This is a genomic window from Bacteroidales bacterium (assembly GCA_035299085.1).
Lineage (GTDB): Bacteria > Bacteroidota > Bacteroidia > Bacteroidales > UBA10428 > UBA5072.
The window spans coordinates 185,585-202,293 of the sequence record DATGXG010000048.1; the positions used below are offsets into that span (position 1 = coordinate 185,585).

The following is a 16,709-nucleotide window of genomic DNA, read 5'->3' on the forward strand; positions in this document are numbered from 1 at the left end:
AACTGAATGTATCACTCTTTGCAGGGCTCAGCCTGTTCGGGCAGATTGCTTCGTCGCAAAATATTCCTATTATAATCAAAGATTACTCAAGCTCCTCGCAATGACGTATGCATGGCATTGACTGCTCTTTTCACCAATCCACCTTTATCTGCTCCTCATCCGAATCGTTAAGGTCTTTCTTTACCGGTGCTGACCGGAAATGATTCCGGCCATGGGTTCTTACGGCTTTCCTGAGTTGCAGAACAGATCCGGGAACAAGTTTTGTCCCGGGTTGCATATTGTTCATTGAATACAGTTTGTCGAGCCTGACTGCATAAAACTGTGAAATCGTATACATGGTTTCCCCTTCTTTAACGATGTGGGTTTCCTTACCGGCCTCGGCCCTCTTTCGTTTTGGCTGAATATACACTACCTGTCCCGCTTTCAGCGAATCCACATCGGAAAGATCATTGTACTGCGGCAATTCCCACGAAAGTTTACCGAGTTCTGCAGTAACCGATTCAAAAGTGTCGCCCTTTTTGGCCAGTATGTACTTCACCCGGTTACGCTCAAGCACCGGACGTTTTGCTGCGTTTGGTGCGACCGGGTTTTTATCCCTGTTTTCCTTCACATCATCAACCGCCATCCGGTCATAGGTGTTCAGGCCGAAATCTTCGATGATTTTAATGATCGACTCGGCATAATGAGGGTTGGTAGCGTAGCCGGCCTTCTTTAATCCCCTCGCCCACCCTTTATAATCAGTTGGGTTCAGTTCAAACAAAAAGGCATACCTAGTTTTGGAACGCAGGTAATCGGAATGATCACGGTAGGAATCCTCAACAGATGCGTATTTTCTGAAACATTCATTTCGGGTTTCGTCGTCTTCAAGAATGGTCTTTCCGTCCCAGTCGTTATGACATTTTATTCCGAAATGATTATTGGCAACTCTTGCCAGACGGCTGTTTCCATCTCCACTTTCAAGGGCACCCTGTGCCAGGGTAATGCTGGCCGGAACACCCGACCGGTTCATTTCGCGGATTGCAATTTCCCTATACTTATCGAAATACATCGGGCGCGTCATCTTTTCGGGATACTGAGCCAGCAGCAATTTACAGCTGATCAGCAGGCAAAGCATGAATAGTCCTTTTCTCATTTTAACATTGCATATGCTGCAAAATTAACGTGAGAACGGGAAGCTGTGTTGTGGAGTTATTAACAATTCAACAGCATCGTCATTGCGAGGAGCTTGTAAGATCATTGATTATACTATAAATTATTGTCGACGAAGCAATCTACCCGCACAGGCAGAACTTCGCCAAGAGAGACCTTTTAAAGTGTCTGTAGTGGTAAGGCCCTTCCTGTTCCGGCAGATTGCTTCGTCGCCGGAGAATTCGGTATAATCGTTGATTTGCCTGGCTCCTCGCAATGACGATATACCTATTCCATAGTGATCCTCGATCCGTATTTCTTATTCTCAAGCTTGGTAGCTTCAGTGATTACACTTTTGGCACCGCCGCGTTCAATGAAGAACAGGGCAGCTTCCATTTTAGGGGCCATGCTGCCTTCGCCGAACATGCCCTGCTTAATATATTCCCTGGCCTGTTTGTAAGTAATGAATTCCGCAATTTGCTGGTCAGGCTTTTTATAATTCAGGTAAACATAAGGCACATCGGTAAGGATATACAACTCATCGGCATTAATCTTCACAGCCAGCAAAGAAGACGCCATGTCCTTGTCGATCACCGCTTCAACAGGCCTGTAATTCCCTTTTGAATCTATATACACAGGTATTCCGCCACCTCCGGCAGCCAGGACGATATTTCCCTGTCCAACAAGGTATTTAATTATATCGCTGTTCAGAATTTCGACTGGCTCAGGTGAAGCAACTACCCGCCGTAAGCCGCCGTCCGACTTTTTTTCTTCCTTAAAAATCCATCCCTTTTCTTTCGCCAGCTTTTCAGCCATTTCAGGTGAATAACTGCGACCAACACGTTTTACCAAATTCTTAAAAGATTTCCTTTCCCGGTCGACAACCACCTGGCTGATCAAACTGACAATATTCTTTTGAATACCATGTTTGTGAAGCACATTTCGCAGAATTCTTTCAATCATATACCCTATCTCTCCCTGGGTGCCGGCAACGCAAATGTCGAGAGGCATTTGCGGTATGCCATAAACCTGCTCCCCCGCATCGTTACGCTGTAACAGGTCGCCTACCTGTGGGCCGTTACCATGGGTAATGACAAGTTCGTATCCGTCACGGATAAGAAAAATAAGATTCTCAAGAGTTTTGAACGTATTTTTTTCCTGTTCTTCAATTGTTCCTTTTTGATTGTCACGCTGAAGCGCATTGCCTCCAAGGGCTACAACCGCTAACTTTTTCATAGGCTGAAATTATATCTGTTGAAAAGGTAAGTGATTCTACCGGTTCAAAAAATGATAATGTTCCATGTTATCGAACAGAACTTAAAAGCATTATATTTACATTACAGCTAAAGAAAAGTTATCTCATGGAATTACAAAGGACCTTTGACATTCTCGACAACTTGCTTAACATTTGCCCTGAGAAGGAAGACATTCTGTCAAACAAGGAGAAAGGCACCTGGATTAAATATTCGGTCAGGGACTACGCCAGCCAGGTTGAAAATGCAAGTTACGGTCTGATCCATTTAGGTCTTAAAAAAGGAGATCTTGTGGCCACAGTTTCAAATAACAGGCCCGAATGGAACATCATGGATATGGCCCTGAGCCAGGTTGGAATTATCCATGTACCCATCTACCCTACAATAAGTGAAGATGATTACACTTACATCCTGAATAATTGCGAGCCGAAATTGCTTTTTGTTTCTGACAAATCTTTGTATGAGAAACTAAAGCCCATTGCCGAAAAGATTAGCAGCATCAAAGGAATCTACAGCTACAATGAACTGGAAGGGGTGAGAAACTGGAAGGAAATTTTGGAAACCGGAAGCCGGTTCGTTGAAACCTACTATAACACGCTCGACAAAATAAGGAAGAATATAGTGCCCGAAGACATTGTCACCCTTATATACACATCCGGTACAACGGGAAATCCCAAAGGAGTGATGCTGTCACACAGGAATATAATGAGCAATGTGGATTCGATTTCGCATACGTATAGTTTCAACTGTACGCACCGAACCCTGAGCTTTCTGCCCATAAGCCATGTTTTCGAAAGGACAATCAATTATTATTTCCAGAGTATCGGCGTGAGCATATATTATGCTGAAAGCCTTGGAACAATTGCTGAAAACCTGAATGAAGTAAAGCCACATGTATTCATTTCAGTCCCCAGGCTCCTTGAAAGAACCTATGACAAAATTATCAGCAAGGGAAGGGATTTGCGCGGGATTAAGAAACAGATTTTTTTCTGGGCCGTGAACATCGGAATGAAATACAGAATACCACAAACCAATAATTTTTTTTACAGATTACAGCTAAGCATTGCCGACCGCCTTGTTTTCAGCAAGTGGAGACAGGCCCTTGGAGGGAATGTGCAGCTTATTGTGGCAGGCGGAGCAGCACTTCAGCCCCGGCTTTGTGTAATCTTTAATGCAGCCGGCATTCCTGTTGCCGAAGGATACGGTATGACCGAATCTTCGCCTGTGATTGCCGCGAACCGGTTACCGGTAACCGGTGATATCCGCATCGGAACTGTTGGTCCGGCTATTGACGGAGTTCAGGTGAAGATTGCCCATGATGGTGAAATCCTTGTGAAAGGGCCTAACGTAATGGCCGGTTATTATAAGGAACCTGAAATGACAAAAGAAGTGATTGACGATGAAGGATGGTTGCATACCGGTGATATAGGGATCATGATAGAAGGAAGGTATCTGAAAATCACCGACAGGAAGAAAGAAATGTTTAAGCTGTCAAGCGGCAAGTACATTGCACCGCAGGTTATAGAAAACAAACTGAAAGAATCGAACTTCATTGAACAGGTAATGGTGGTTGGTGAAAATCAAAAGTTTGCCAGCGCCATCATTTCACCTGATTTCAATTTCCTCCATAATTGGGCTATGCGTCACGGTATTGAATTCCGTGATAATGCCGAGCTTATTCAGCTGCCGCAGGTCATTGCGCGGTATCAGAAGGTTGTGGTCGAGATGAACAAACAGCTTGGCCAGACTGAACAGATCAAACGGTTCAGGCTGGTGCAGGAAGAATGGAGCCAGAATACCGGAGAGCTATCCCCTACCCTGAAGTTAAAAAGAAAACTTCTTACCAACCGATACTCTGCTATAATTGAAGAAATCTTTTCAGTACAGAAAGGAGATCTTGGAGAATAAACGTTTTGTAAATCATGCAATATGAGTTCGCAGATACTGGGACCCTTCGAGGGAAGTGGTCTGAATTTTATGAATTTTAGCGGGAAGAACCTTGCAGAAAGATATGAATCCTTCAATCATTGGGGTATACTCCGGCAGGAACAGAATTTATGGCCGTTCGGGCTCGAAAACGATAACAGGAGGCCGTTGAATTTCGGAACCCAGGATTACCTGGCATTATCCACACATAAAGATCTGATCCGGTCGCTTCAGCAATTTATTGAAGAGAACGGCATTATCCACAGTGCCGGATCCCCTACTCTTACAGGGAGGACCATATGGACAGCCGAACTTGAAAGGAAACTTGCTGTGCTGCTGCAACAGAATACGGCGCTTGTTTTTCCGACAGGTTGGATGGCTTGTTTTGGCGCAATTGCGGGACTTACCAACAGCAAGGATACCATAGTAATTGATTCACTGGCCCATAATTGCATGCAGATTGCTTCAAAATTCTCAACCGGCAGCCTGTTTAAGTTCAATCATAATGACATGACACACCTTGATAACGTGCTGGAAAGGTGTCGCCAGACGGACGATAAAAACGGCCTGTTCATTGTTACCGAGAGTTTGTATTCGATGAATTCGGATGCGCCTGACCTGAGGCGGCTCATGGAACTGGCCCATAAATATGAGGCCATAGTTATCATTGATACAGCACATGATCTTGGAGTGAAAGGTAAAAAGGGCCTTGGCCTGCTGGAAAGCATTGATTTGCAGTATTCAAAAAATCTAATCATTTGCGGGGCTTTCAGTAAGGCATTCGGTACCAACGGCGGGTTTGTGGCAGGGCCGGAGGATATAAGAAGACAGATGACCATCATGTCACCCAGCTACATGTTCTCAACCGGCGCCTCCCCTCTTCAGTGCCATATTGCTAGTAAAAGCATTGATCTTGTCTTTTCGGAGGAGGGTGATCGCCTGCGGAAACGGCTCAAAGAGCTTGTTGATTTTACTGTCAAAAGTTTCAGGGAAAACGGTTTCATCGTGAACGGTGAGCCTTCACAGATAGTTCCGGTTCTCATAGGGCATGAAAGGCCTACCCGGATGATTTTTAAAAAGATTTTTGAACGCGGGCTGCTCCTGAATCTTATCGAATTTCCGGCAGTCCCTAAAGGAAAAGCAATTTTCAGGTTCCAGCTTATGGCTTCTCATAAAGAGGAAGATATCCTAAAGGCGATTTCAATGCTTAAAACGGCACGTGAGGAAGTTGAAAAGGAGATGATCGACCTGATTGACTGAATGCCTTTTTTGTTACATTTGTCTGCTAATTTCAAAAAACATCACCTATGGCCATTGTAGGCACGATTGTTCACGGGGTTTTGGTAAAGAAGAAGAACAACCTCGAAAAAAAACAACTCAATTTTGATGTACAGCAGGATACTCTTGCAAAACTGCTCAACAAAGCAAAAAACACGGCTTTTGGAAAAGATCACGGTTTTACTGAAATTTTAAACAGTAACGACCTTGTTGCCAATTTTCAGAAACAGGTGCCCTTATATCACTACGAAACTTTATTTAACGATTACTGGCATAAATTACTTGAAGGCAAGCCTGATATCACATGGCCCGGAAAGGTTAAATATTTCGGCCTTACATCAGGCACTTCCAATGATTCAAGCAAAAGAGTTCCGCTTACACGCGATATGATCAAATCAATCCGGCGTATCGGAATCCGGCAGCTTCTTTCGCTGGCCGACCTTGAATTACCTCCTAATTTTTATGAGACCAGTGTTCTTATGCTTGGAGGAAGTACCACACTGGTGAATATGGAAACCTATTTTGAAGGTGACCTGAGCGGAATCCTTGCCGGACGCCTTCCTTTCTGGTTTAACGGCTTCTATAAGCCCGGCCAGATATCAAAAGAAAGAGACTGGAGTACAAAGCTCGATAAAATAGTCTCTAAGGCAAAAGATTGGGATATCGGCGGTATTTGCGGTGTTCCGGCCTGGGTTCAGATCCTTCTTGAGAAAATAATCGACAGGTATGGTTTACAGACCATCCATGATATATGGCCCAATTTCAGGGTTTTTGCACATGGCGGGGTTCATTTCCAACCCTATAAAAAAAGCTTTGAAAAACTTATGGGCAAGGAAGTATTCTATCTTGAAACCTACCTTGCTTCGGAAGGATTCCTTGCCTACCAAAGGAAAAGGGACCACGCGATGCAGTTGTCACTCGATAACGGTATATTTTTTGAATTCATACCCTTCAATTCTGCCAACTTCAAGGCAGATGGAAGCCTTGCCGAAAACCCGGAAGTGCTTACAATCGACCAGGTAAAAGAGAATGAGGATTATGCTCTCCTGATTTCTACTAATGCAGGCACCTGGAGATACCTGATAGGTGATACAGTTAAATTTGTATCAGCACGCGACTTTGAAATAGTGATTACCGGAAGAACAAAGCATTTTCTTAGTCTTTGCGGTGAACACCTCAGCGTTGACAATATGACAAGGGCTGTCAGCCTTGTTTCAGAGAGAATGAACATCGACATAAAAGAGTTTACAGTTGCCGGCATACCTCATCAGAATCTCTTTGCCCATAAGTGGTATATCGGAACCGATGACAAGGTAGCAGACAAAGAAGCACTGAAGCTTCTCCTTGATAAAACGCTGAGTGAACTTAACGATGATTATGCTGTGGAAAGAAGGGCTGCCCTGAAGGATATTATGGTTGAGGTCATGCCGGTGCAGGCATTCTATGATTGGCTGAAGATGAAGGGTAAAGAAGGCGGACAGTATAAATTTCCGCGTGTCATCGGCAGGCAGTTCGAAGAATGGAATGAATTCTGCAGCCCGTATCTGATTTGATATGAGTATCATTCTCAATGGCTTGCTGACCGGACTCCTCCTGAGTGTTCTGATCGGCGCTACTTTTTTTATGCTTATAGAAACCAGCATGACCAGGGGTTTCAAGGCCGCCATGTGGTTTGATGCCGGAGTTGTGCTTTGCGATTCCCTCATTATAACAGGTACCTATTTCTTCGCTGCCTGGATTAACCGCACACTCGTTCATAATCACTATTTCGATATCGTGGGAGGCATAGTTTTTATGGCTTTTGGCGTGAACTATATAATTTCAAGGCGCCGGAATGAATCGTCGGGTATCATAATCCGGAAACATTTCCGCGTATTCATGAATGGCTTTTTCATTAACCTGCTGAATCCGTCTGTTGTAATTTTCTGGTTGGGAACAATGGCGGTAACGCTTACAAAATTCAAGTACACCGGCAGGCAGGTGTTTTTTTATTACATGACCGCTTTGCTTACTATGGCGGCAATTGATATTTGCAAGGCATACTTTGCTTACCGGTTAAGCAGTATCATCCATTCCAAAGTTCTGAAAGTGGTCTATATCATTTCAGGAATCATTATGATTGGCCTTGGTATCTGGATTATGCTGAGATAGCCTCAGGGTCTGGCTTTTGGGACGCTTACAGAAGAATTATCCGGAATAAAATTCTTATCCAGCGGACGGTTTACAAAATGTATGTTTTCAATAGTGAAAAATGCATTCGGTGCCATCCTGTCAATCACTTCAATAGCGGTTTTCAGATTTTTGCGGTTGACAATAATGTACAATATTTCTACAGTGCCCTGCATTCCTGCTGCTTTAACCACAGTGACACCGAAACCGGTGCGACGCAAAGTATCTGCAAGATCAGGACGTTCTATTTTCGTGATTACCCTGATCATTTCATGTCCAATGGCAAGTTTTTCATCCAGCAGCATGCCCACGTAGTTGCCGGTGGCAAAGCCTGCCGCATAGGCCACATAGGTAATCCAGTTATCAAGGTTTTGCATGATACGCGTAATGGCCACAATCCAGATGAGAATTTCAAAAAAACCTATCACAGGGGCAATTTTTTTCAAACCCCTTGTCATAAAAATGATCCTCATTGTATCCAGGGATACATCGCAAATCCTTAGGCAGAAAATGAGAAGCGGCAGCAACAGGTAATCAAACCAGGGCGAATTCAGAATGTCCATAAACCGGATATTAGGGGTTATGTGGCTAAATTAGTCAAAAAAAAAGAGACAGGTTTTTGCCTGCCTCTTTTATGCCGTTTGACGCTTCGCCGTTTCATGCTTCGCGTTTCAAGCTTCGCGTTTCAAGCTTCGCGTTTCAAGCTTTGCGTTTCAAGCCTTGCGCTTGAACAACATGAAACAACTTTGAAACAACATGAAACAACTTCAAAATTTACTTCAATTGCTTATTCAAAAAGCCTGCCAGCGCTTTTCCAAGCTTGGCATAACCTTCTTCAATACGGTATCCTGTGTCATAATCAAAACCCATGGCATCACGGCCCGGACAGTTCTGAACGGTAATGAGGGCTACTTCTTTTCCTGATGCATCTTTAATAATAACCTCTGTATTAATGAAGGCGGGTTTACGGGTAACTCCCACGTTAAATCCGGGTTCAATGAATGTGGTGTGCACAACCATGGTATACTTGGCATCCGCTGCCTTGGGATCAACCTTTGCATTATTTGTATTCTCATTGAAAAGCTGTTCAAATTTCGGCTGATAACGGCCACTTCTGTCGGCTTTCCACTGTTCCTTCCATTTGTCGCCTTTGCCGGCTTCACTCTTATTATAGTCGGCCGATTTCTTAGCAATGTAATCGTCTTCTTTATCAAATTTACCTACACCCATATTGCTGTAGTCATAAGTAACCAGGAGAGTTTGCTGGCCTTTCAACTGATCAACCGATCCGCTTTTCAATGTAATTTTCTGCGCGCTGGCCGTAAAAGCCGACAACAACAGAACTGACATGATCAAGATCAAATTTTTTCTCATAGTAATGAATGTTTTTGTGATGAATGTTAAAGAACGTTCATGTTACGATCATTTTCATCAAAGTGTTACAGGAACTATCCCTGCTTTTTTAACACGAACAGCGAATTTGAAGTGATCCGTGAATCGCCTGAAGTTCGGACTTCAAAACCGTGTTTTTCAGCCAATTCCTTAATCTTGGTGCCTGAAAAGAAAAACAGCCGGTTATCTTCGGCCTTATTAAATCCTGAACGTGTTGAAAAGAATTCAGTGTACTGTGTGGCGCGGTGGCGTTTCTGCTGATCACGGTCCGCATCGCGGATGATAACACGGCCTCCGTCATTGAGCCTGTCCATGCATCTTTTCAGCAACATATCCTGCTTTTCCTCTGGCAGGTAATGGAGCACATCACTCAGAATGAAAATATCCGAATGAGGGAGATCATATTCAGATGCATCAGCGGCAACAAAACAAATATTTTCTGATTTTGAAATACAGTTATTAGCCAGTTCTACTTTATCGGTATCATAATCGATGGCCAGGATTTTCCGGTCAGGCGAAACGAAGGAAAGCATATAACTGAGATAGCCATAACCGCATCCGATGTCGGTAATTGCTGCATTACGCGGAACCAGGCTATTTATAAACTCATAATTTTTCTCAAGCGACAGTTTGATCCTTGTGTACCATTCGAGCACCGGCCCTTTATAAATATAATTCCGTATGAGTTTTCTTCTGAAATAGGCCGGTGTTTCCAGTTCCTGCTTCAACATGGCATATTCGCTCCTGAAATATTTCAGCATAAACCTTGTCATCTCATGGTAATCCGATCCGTACAAGGCCTCGCCGGGTTTTATCCGCGGGAAAATTTTCAATGTGATTGAACCTCCCCGCAGGTGGTTTTCACCTTTGTTCATGCAATCGCCGGCCCCGTGGATCATAATCGGTATAATGTCCAGTTCAAGCTGCTGTGCAACCAGGAATGCCCCTTTATGAAAACGGGTGATCGAGGAATCCGCTGAGCGGCTGCCTTCGGGAAAGATGATAACCGAATATCCTTCATCCAGTTTCTTCCTGAGCTTGCCGGTGAGGTCGCCATAACCCTCCATAACCGGGTAATAATTCAGATAGCGGATTACCAGGGCATATATCGGGTTATTCCATACCCATTTTGTAGTAATTACGATGAGTTTAGGATTCAGCATAAGAAGCAGGAGGAGGTCGATATGCGACTGGTGATTGCTGATGATCAGTGCCGGTTTGGTAAAATCCTCACCCGCCACGTTAATGATCTTCTTTTTTATATGAAACATGGCATAAACAGGTACTCTGCACCAGACCATCATGGCATGATGAAGGATAAGCTGCTTTTTCACTCTCCTTAAAGGAAGGAGTAAAACCAGTACGAGCATAACATTCATGAACAGGCATCCTGCCACGAACAAAGAGAAAACAAGGATAGTAATGATCAGATCCGACAGGATAACCGGAAGGTATCTTTTCTTATTCTTTTTAAGGATAAGGTATTCGAAAAACAATGGCTCGAAAGTATAAGATATAAGCACAACGGAAAGCAGTCCTACTATTGATATCAGGGCTATTGAATTCAGCGCGGGATGTTTTGCCAGGATAAGCACCCCTGTGCCGGATATTGAAATCAGAACCGAAATCAGAATGCAGGTTTTGTATGATAACAGGTTGCGGTCATTGGTCTTATACCCCTGTACAAGTCCCTGCATGATATAAATGCTGTAGTCGATTCCCAAACCGGTTATGAACGATGAAATGATTATATTGAAAATATTGAACCGGATATCGAATATGCCCATGAAACCAAGGGTCCATATCCAGCTGAGCAATATGGGCACAAAAGTTATAAAACCCAGCTCGATTCGGCCAAAGGCAAGGATCAGCACCAGCAGGATCAACAGAAGGCTGACATTGGCGATGAAATTGAAATCATTTGCCAGTGTGTTCACCATCCGGGTAAGAACCGATTTCCTGTCGATTACAATGGAACCCTGCAAATCGCTGAATTTTTTCTCTGCCAACTCTTTCCCCTCGTCTGTTACCTTAAGAATGGTAACTATGGAAGCCAGGTCAGGTGAAACCGATATATTGTCAACAAAGAATATCGATTCCAGTGTTTTAAAAACAGAAGAATCAGCTGGTTTGAAATCAGTGTGGATTGCATTTTCAAATTCAGAAAAGGATCCAGGACGGAAGCCGGCCTGAACAGCTTTCTGGTTGAGTGTTTTCAAAAACCGTTCCCTGTTGTGCCTGTTCCAGAAATCATTCCAGCGTGCAATCCGCACTGCCTGCAGTGAATCTGACATTAAAAGTGAACTGGGACTTGTAAAGCTCTTTACATAGCCGTCTTTTCTCAGGCTCCCGGCTAAAGCAAGAACACGTTCATTGCTTTTCAGAGCATCCTGAAGATCGGAGCCATAAGCCACCACGTAAAGCGAACTGAGTTTTGCATTGTTGATCCGGTTCAGGTCGTTCTCGGTTCGTTTGAGGGCATCCGACATAAAATTCATCTTCATCATATCGGTTTCGAACCCGACACGGTTGAAATAGAATGCGGCCACAAAGGTATACACAACCATGGCACCGAGCAGCAATTTGTTTTTGTCGAATGCATAGTTGGTGATGCGGTCCAGGACTTTTTCAAGGTAGTTTTTCTCTTCGGTTTCATCACTTACACGGTGAGTGGCTTCCAGTATGTGCGGAAGCACAACCATTGTGAAGAAGGCTGCGGTGACCACACTAATGGAAGCCAGGATGCCCAGCTCATGCAGCGATTCAGATGAAACAAAAACAAGAGTCAGAAATTCAAATGCCGTGGCAAATCCGCATACAATAATGGGAAATGAAACATCCTTAATAGTTTGGATTACCGAATGCTTATGCTTGTAATGGGTTGTGATATGAAGTGCGTAATCGACGGTTATGGCCATAATCACGGTTCCGATGCTGAGCGAGATAACCGAAATTTTTCCCTGTACAAGAAACAGCACAGCAAGGGCCATTATCCCACCGAAAATGGCAGGGAGGAAGATAAAAGGGAACAGCGCTTTCTTTTTAACCGAAAAAGTAATGATCAGTGAAAGAAGAATAATGGTGATCGTAAGCGTAAGCCGTATATCCTTTTTAAGCCGTTCGGCATTGCCCGATGCAATAAGAGCAGAACCAAAAGGTTCAATTTGCACTCCCCTGTGATCCTTTTGAATTTTTTCAATAGCCCCGTTAAGCTTTTCAATAAAAACAGCATTCTGCGATGTTTGTGTCGAAGCAAATACCGGTGTAATAAACATCATCAGGTGGCTAAGATCTTTCGAGAAAATACACCCGTTAACCATTGTATAGTTCTCATCGTTCTGGAATGAACCAAGCTTTTTAAGGGCGAGACCACTGAAACCAACCGGATCGCGGACTATCATCTGCTTCATTGTAAAACTGGCGGGCGATAGTAGGTTTTTCAGGTCGTTGCTGACAGCTTTTTCAATCCGTTCCGGAGTTACCATAGAATCCATAACGGCATAATCGGCTTGATCCAAAAACAGCGGAACATGGTTGTAAACCACATCCATCATGGTTTGTGCCACCGTGTCAGCCACACGGTAAGTAACAACTTTCACCCAGGGTCTGAACGTTTCTGATTTCAGGGTATCGGCGAGCCTGTCACCGGCAGACACAAGTTCATCCGGACTTACGTTCCCGTTTGATTGATCTGCTGTAACCGATATAATGATTTTATCGAGAAATTTGGATTGCTCCACAATACGGCTAAGGATTCCGGAGGATTCAACTCCCGATATCATTTTATTTATATCCTCCTCAAACCGGATTCGTGAAGCAAGAAATATGGATATTGCGGCCACCGCTGAAACGATGAAGAAAAGTCGGAATCTTCTTTTGCTGAAAAAACGGTACAGGTGTACGAAAAACATTTCCATAGCTCAATCGATTATGACAGGATTTCTGCGGAATGTTTTAAGACACAAGTAAGTCAGCAAGCCTGAAAGTGCCGACATTATTACGGCAAATACAACGGAACCCAGTAAATACTGCAGCAGGTTTGTTTTAACCCATGCCAGTGTGATATCCGAACTGAACGGTAGACTGCCGTTTCCTGAAAGAATCAATCCCCCGGTAACATAACTGCAATACAGGATCAGCGGAGTAATAGGAAATATGCTGATATTGGCTGCAACAATAACAAGAAGTTTGTTCAATCTCAGCAGGTATGCAAGTGCAATGGCTGTGATGAGCTGGTAACCCCAGATGGGCACTATCCCCATAAAAACACCGAACATCACCGACAGGATCAGTTTCTGGTTTGATTCGCCTGTCTGCAGCACATTGCGTTTAACAAAATCCTTTATGTTCTCCTTTTTCAGGAAACGAATAAATGAAAAAGGCTTGACATAAAGCACTGCTATCAGCACGCAAATGGCATTAAGGACACTGATGCGTACAAAATCGCGGAATGGCCTGTAATGGCTTACGCGTTCTTCTTTTTCAGGGTAAAATACATTGATGGGAATATTCATGAGAGGTATGCCTCTCCATGCCGAACGAATCAGCACTTCCAGCTCAAACTCATACTTGCGGGTCAGGAACCGGATTGACTGCAACGATTCTAGAGGATAAAGCCTGAAACCGGATTGTGTATCGGGTAAACTGACACCCGAAATAAAACGGAACCAGAAATTGGAAAACCGGTTGGCAAAACTGCTGCCCGCCCTCATTTTTTCAGAAGGCAATGTGCGGGCTCCAACAATCAGGGCGCCCGGATTTTCCTTAATAGACTTTAAGAACAGAGGAATATCCTTTGCGTAATGCTGACCGTCGGAATCAATTGTTATGGCATATGAAAAACCAAGTTGCCTTGCTTTTTCAAAACCACGTTGCAAGGCATAGCCTTTACCCTGGTTTTGCCCGTAACTCACAATGTTTACCTGCGGGAAATCATTAAGTATGGCTGCTGTAGAATCAGTGGATCCGTCATTAACAACAATTACATTGCGGGTCACCTGTAAAACATCGGAAATAACTTTACCAAGTGTCCGCGCGTTGTTGTAGGTAGGGATTACCACACACCAGTCCATCGTTGAAATATCTCCTCTCCCGGTGGTATTTTTTGCGTTCATTTACAAATTGCAAATATATATTTTTAAATGAACCGGCAACGATAACCCCTGTTTTGAAATCAAGAAGCAATAAATGGCTTACCTGTATAGCATCCGGGAATGGAATGAAAGAATAATGCCGATTTGTCCCCCGGTATAGGACAGGTCAAAACTTGTCTGGTTTTCCTTATAACCTGCTGAAATATTGTTATCAACTGCTTGCACATAACGGAATGCAAAATAAGGCTGAATATTAATTTTACTGAACTGCATGCTATAACCGGCCTGAATTTTAAAACCGGGCGCTGAACCGGTGAATTCTTTAAATTTTATGAAACTGTAGCTAATGCCACCGCCTATCAGGAAGGCATTTTTACCGGATTTGTTTGGCAGATAATAGTTTGCCGTTATTTCCGGGGCAACTCTTGAATAGGTGTAGGAAAAACTGCTGCCATTGGTAACCGCGATATATTTAGGTGCTATGTCATATTCAAGCGCAGCTGTGAAGTCAGCTTTTTTAATCCTGAATGTCAGCCCGCCTTTCACCTCAACATACATATAAATTTGGGTATTGACTGTGTAATCATAACCGGAAGCTATTACAGTTTCGACGTATTTGTTAACGTCTGACGGGTAAAAGAAACCTAAACCAACTCCCAAAGTAGGATAAATCATTGATTTTTTTTCTGTAGTTTCCTGAGCTTTTAGAACGTAGGGAAAGGTGGCCATGATAACAAAAAGGAACAGGCCTGAAAGCATTTTTTGTGTTTTCATGCAAATAAGGTTTAAAGTGTTTTTGGTAGCCGGAAAGTTAACACATTTATTTCCGTATGATTTAATTTTTTTATTATTTTGCAGCCGTTTTTTTTCAAACCCGAAACCCAATAAAACGACTATATATCATTTCTATTGCATAAATCTTTTCAAGTAATGTTAAGTATTGGTGAACGAAAAATTTCTCTTGATGATTATTTCCATGTTCTTTATGAAAATGAAAAGGTAGAGATACATAAAAATTCAGCTGAAAGAATAAAAAGTAGCTTCGATTTCCTTGAGTCCTTTCATCACAATAAAATCATATATGGAATAAATACAGGCCTGGGTCCAATGGCTCAGTACAAAATTGATGAGTCTGACCGCCTGAAACTTCACTATAATGCTATCCGGAGCCATGCATCTGGGTGCGGCGATCCAGTAAAACCCGTTTATGTTAAATCGGCCATGCTCACGCTGCTCAGCAATTTTTCACATGGCTTTTCAGGCATGCACCCGGAGGTAATTGAATTACTGAAGCAATTGGTAAACCTGGATATTATTCCGTTTGTACCCGAGCACGGTGGTGTCGGTGCCAGCGGCGACCTGGTTCAGCTTGCCCATATTGCCCTGGTTCTGATTGGTGAAGGAGAAGTTTTCTTTGAGGGAAAATGGTCTGACACAGCTGAAGTTTTTGCCTCTAAAGGGCTTAAACCCATTTCCATCCATCTTCGTGAAGGTTTGTCGCTTATCAACGGCACTTGTTTCATGACAGGAACCGGGATGGTAAACCTGCTGCATGCCCGTAATCTTATGGGCTGGGCCATAACGGTTGCAACCATGATCAATGAAATCGTCAGGTCATTTGACGATTATTTTTCATCGGAATTGAACCGCGTTAAGAAGCATTATGGCCAGAACCGTGTTGCGGAGCTTGAGCGTAAAATCCTTGCCGACAGCAAGCTGATCCGCAAGCGTGAGGAACACTTTTTTAACGGCAAGCACAGCAATGACTATGTTATAGCGGATAAGGTGCAGGAATACTATTCAATCCGCTGTGTTCCCCAGATCCTGGGTCCCATTCTGGATACCATTGAGTATACCGAAAAAATACTTCTTGAAGAAGCGGATTCCGCCAGCGATAATCCGGTTGTAGATGCCGAAAAAAACAATATCTTTCATGGTGGAAATTTTCATGGAGATTACATTTCACTGGAAATGGACAAATTAAAAATTGCCATTACCAAAATGTCAATGCTCTTTGAAAGGCAGATCAACTACCTGATGAACGACAGGCTGAATAATAAACTTCCTCCTTTTGTGAACCTGGGTAAACTGGGAGTGAATTTTGGCATGCAGGGCACACAATTTACAGCTACATCAACCGTGGCTGAAAATCAAACCCTGTCGTTCCCCAATTATGTACACAGTATATCAAACAATAACGATAACCAGGACATTGTGAGCATGGGTACCAATTCTGCCCAGTTTGCCCGCAAAGTAATTGATAACACTTACCAGGTACTTGCCATTGAATTGATGACTATTTTGCAGAGTATTGATTACCTGAATATCGAATCCAGGATGTCGTCATTCACCTCTTCAAAATACAGGGAATTAAGGAAACTGGTTCCGAGATTTGAAGAGGACACCGTAAAATACCCTGAAATCAGGAAGATTCAGGAGCATTTATGTACAAATTTTATTAACCTGTAGA

At 43.3% G+C, this 16,709-nt stretch carries 12 protein-coding genes; 5 read left to right on the plus strand and 7 right to left on the minus strand.

The window, feature by feature from the left end:
• Positions 1 to 130 precede the first annotated feature (130 nt).
• Positions 131 to 1,132 (minus strand): glucosaminidase domain-containing protein, encoded by a 1,002-nt coding sequence (locus VK179_16565; GenBank protein ID HLO60366.1) that lies wholly within the window; start codon positions 1,130 to 1,132, stop codon positions 131 to 133.
• A 284-nt stretch (positions 1,133 to 1,416) separates the two neighbouring features.
• Positions 1,417 to 2,364 carry a carbamate kinase gene (locus tag VK179_16570; GenBank protein HLO60367.1) on the minus strand — a complete coding sequence of 316 codons (948 nt, stop codon included), beginning with the start codon at positions 2,362 to 2,364 and terminating at the stop codon, positions 1,417 to 1,419.
• Positions 2,365 to 2,489: 125 nt separating this feature from the next.
• On the opposite strand from VK179_16570, the gene VK179_16575 reads away from it, so the two are divergent.
• From VK179_16575 to VK179_16590, 4 genes are read left to right on the plus strand one after another with little or no spacing between them, the layout of a single operon-like run.
• Positions 2,490 to 4,289 (plus strand): long-chain fatty acid--CoA ligase, encoded by a 1,800-nt coding sequence (locus VK179_16575; GenBank protein HLO60368.1) that lies wholly within the window; start codon positions 2,490 to 2,492, stop codon positions 4,287 to 4,289.
• A 21-nt stretch (positions 4,290 to 4,310) separates the two neighbouring features.
• Entirely contained in the window at positions 4,311 to 5,567 is a 1,257-nt protein-coding gene (locus tag VK179_16580; GenBank protein HLO60369.1) for a pyridoxal phosphate-dependent aminotransferase family protein, read from the plus strand.
• 47 nt (positions 5,568 to 5,614) lie between these two features.
• A complete protein-coding gene (locus VK179_16585; protein HLO60370.1) occupies positions 5,615 to 7,138 on the plus strand; it encodes a GH3 auxin-responsive promoter family protein in 1,524 nt (507 codons plus the stop codon).
• A gap of 1 nt (position 7,139) precedes the next feature.
• Positions 7,140 to 7,736, plus strand: a complete 597-nt coding sequence (locus tag VK179_16590) for a LysE family transporter (protein HLO60371.1) — start codon at positions 7,140 to 7,142, stop codon at positions 7,734 to 7,736.
• A 2-nt stretch (positions 7,737 to 7,738) separates the two neighbouring features.
• On the opposite strand, the gene VK179_16595 is transcribed toward VK179_16590, so the two are convergent.
• The 5 genes from VK179_16595 to VK179_16615 all read right to left on the minus strand — a co-directional run bounded on the left by VK179_16595 (position 7,739) and on the right by VK179_16615 (position 15,013).
• Entirely contained in the window at positions 7,739 to 8,317 is a 579-nt protein-coding gene (locus VK179_16595; protein HLO60372.1) for a DUF2179 domain-containing protein, read from the minus strand.
• Positions 8,318 to 8,528: 211 nt separating this feature from the next.
• Positions 8,529 to 9,128 carry a hypothetical protein gene (locus VK179_16600; GenBank protein HLO60373.1) on the minus strand — a complete coding sequence of 200 codons (600 nt, stop codon included), beginning with the start codon at positions 9,126 to 9,128 and terminating at the stop codon, positions 8,529 to 8,531.
• 74 nt (positions 9,129 to 9,202) lie between these two features.
• Positions 9,203 to 13,063 carry a 1-acyl-sn-glycerol-3-phosphate acyltransferase gene (locus VK179_16605; protein HLO60374.1) on the minus strand — a complete coding sequence of 1,287 codons (3,861 nt, stop codon included), beginning with the start codon at positions 13,061 to 13,063 and terminating at the stop codon, positions 9,203 to 9,205.
• Positions 13,064 to 13,066: 3 nt separating this feature from the next.
• Entirely contained in the window at positions 13,067 to 14,260 is a 1,194-nt protein-coding gene (locus VK179_16610) for a DUF2062 domain-containing protein (protein ID HLO60375.1), read from the minus strand.
• A gap of 78 nt (positions 14,261 to 14,338) precedes the next feature.
• Complete coding sequence (locus VK179_16615; GenBank protein HLO60376.1) at positions 14,339 to 15,013, minus strand: hypothetical protein; 675 nt, start codon at positions 15,011 to 15,013, stop codon at positions 14,339 to 14,341.
• Between the two features lie 156 nt (positions 15,014 to 15,169).
• Here VK179_16615 and VK179_16620 point away from each other — a divergent pair, with 156 nt between their 5' ends.
• Complete coding sequence (locus tag VK179_16620) at positions 15,170 to 16,708, plus strand: aromatic amino acid ammonia-lyase (protein HLO60377.1); 1,539 nt, start codon at positions 15,170 to 15,172, stop codon at positions 16,706 to 16,708.
• Position 16,709: the final 1 nt, after the last annotated feature.

What these genes read in the sequence shown, in the direction of transcription:
- VK179_16580 (HLO60369.1), top strand. Translation starts at nt 4,311, where the DNA reads ATGAGTTCGCAGATACTGGGACCCTTCGAGGGAAGTGGTCTGAATTTT.
- VK179_16620 (HLO60377.1), top strand. Translation starts at nt 15,170, where the DNA reads ATGTTAAGTATTGGTGAACGAAAAATTTCTCTTGATGATTATTTCCAT.
- VK179_16575 (HLO60368.1), top strand. Translation starts at nt 2,490, where the DNA reads ATGGAATTACAAAGGACCTTTGACATTCTCGACAACTTGCTTAACATT.
- VK179_16585 (HLO60370.1), top strand. Translation starts at nt 5,615, where the DNA reads ATGGCCATTGTAGGCACGATTGTTCACGGGGTTTTGGTAAAGAAGAAG.
- VK179_16570 (HLO60367.1), bottom strand. Translation starts at nt 2,364, where the DNA reads ATGAAAAAGTTAGCGGTTGTAGCCCTTGGAGGCAATGCGCTTCAGCGT.
- VK179_16615 (HLO60376.1), bottom strand. Translation starts at nt 15,013, where the DNA reads ATGAAAACACAAAAAATGCTTTCAGGCCTGTTCCTTTTTGTTATCATG.
- VK179_16610 (HLO60375.1), bottom strand. Translation starts at nt 14,260, where the DNA reads ATGAACGCAAAAAATACCACCGGGAGAGGAGATATTTCAACGATGGAC.
- VK179_16595 (HLO60372.1), bottom strand. Translation starts at nt 8,317, where the DNA reads ATGGACATTCTGAATTCGCCCTGGTTTGATTACCTGTTGCTGCCGCTT.
- VK179_16600 (HLO60373.1), bottom strand. Translation starts at nt 9,128, where the DNA reads ATGAGAAAAAATTTGATCTTGATCATGTCAGTTCTGTTGTTGTCGGCT.
- VK179_16605 (HLO60374.1), bottom strand. Translation starts at nt 13,063, where the DNA reads ATGGAAATGTTTTTCGTACACCTGTACCGTTTTTTCAGCAAAAGAAGA.
- VK179_16590 (HLO60371.1), top strand. Translation starts at nt 7,140, where the DNA reads ATGAGTATCATTCTCAATGGCTTGCTGACCGGACTCCTCCTGAGTGTT.
- VK179_16565 (HLO60366.1), bottom strand. Translation starts at nt 1,132, where the DNA reads ATGAGAAAAGGACTATTCATGCTTTGCCTGCTGATCAGCTGTAAATTG.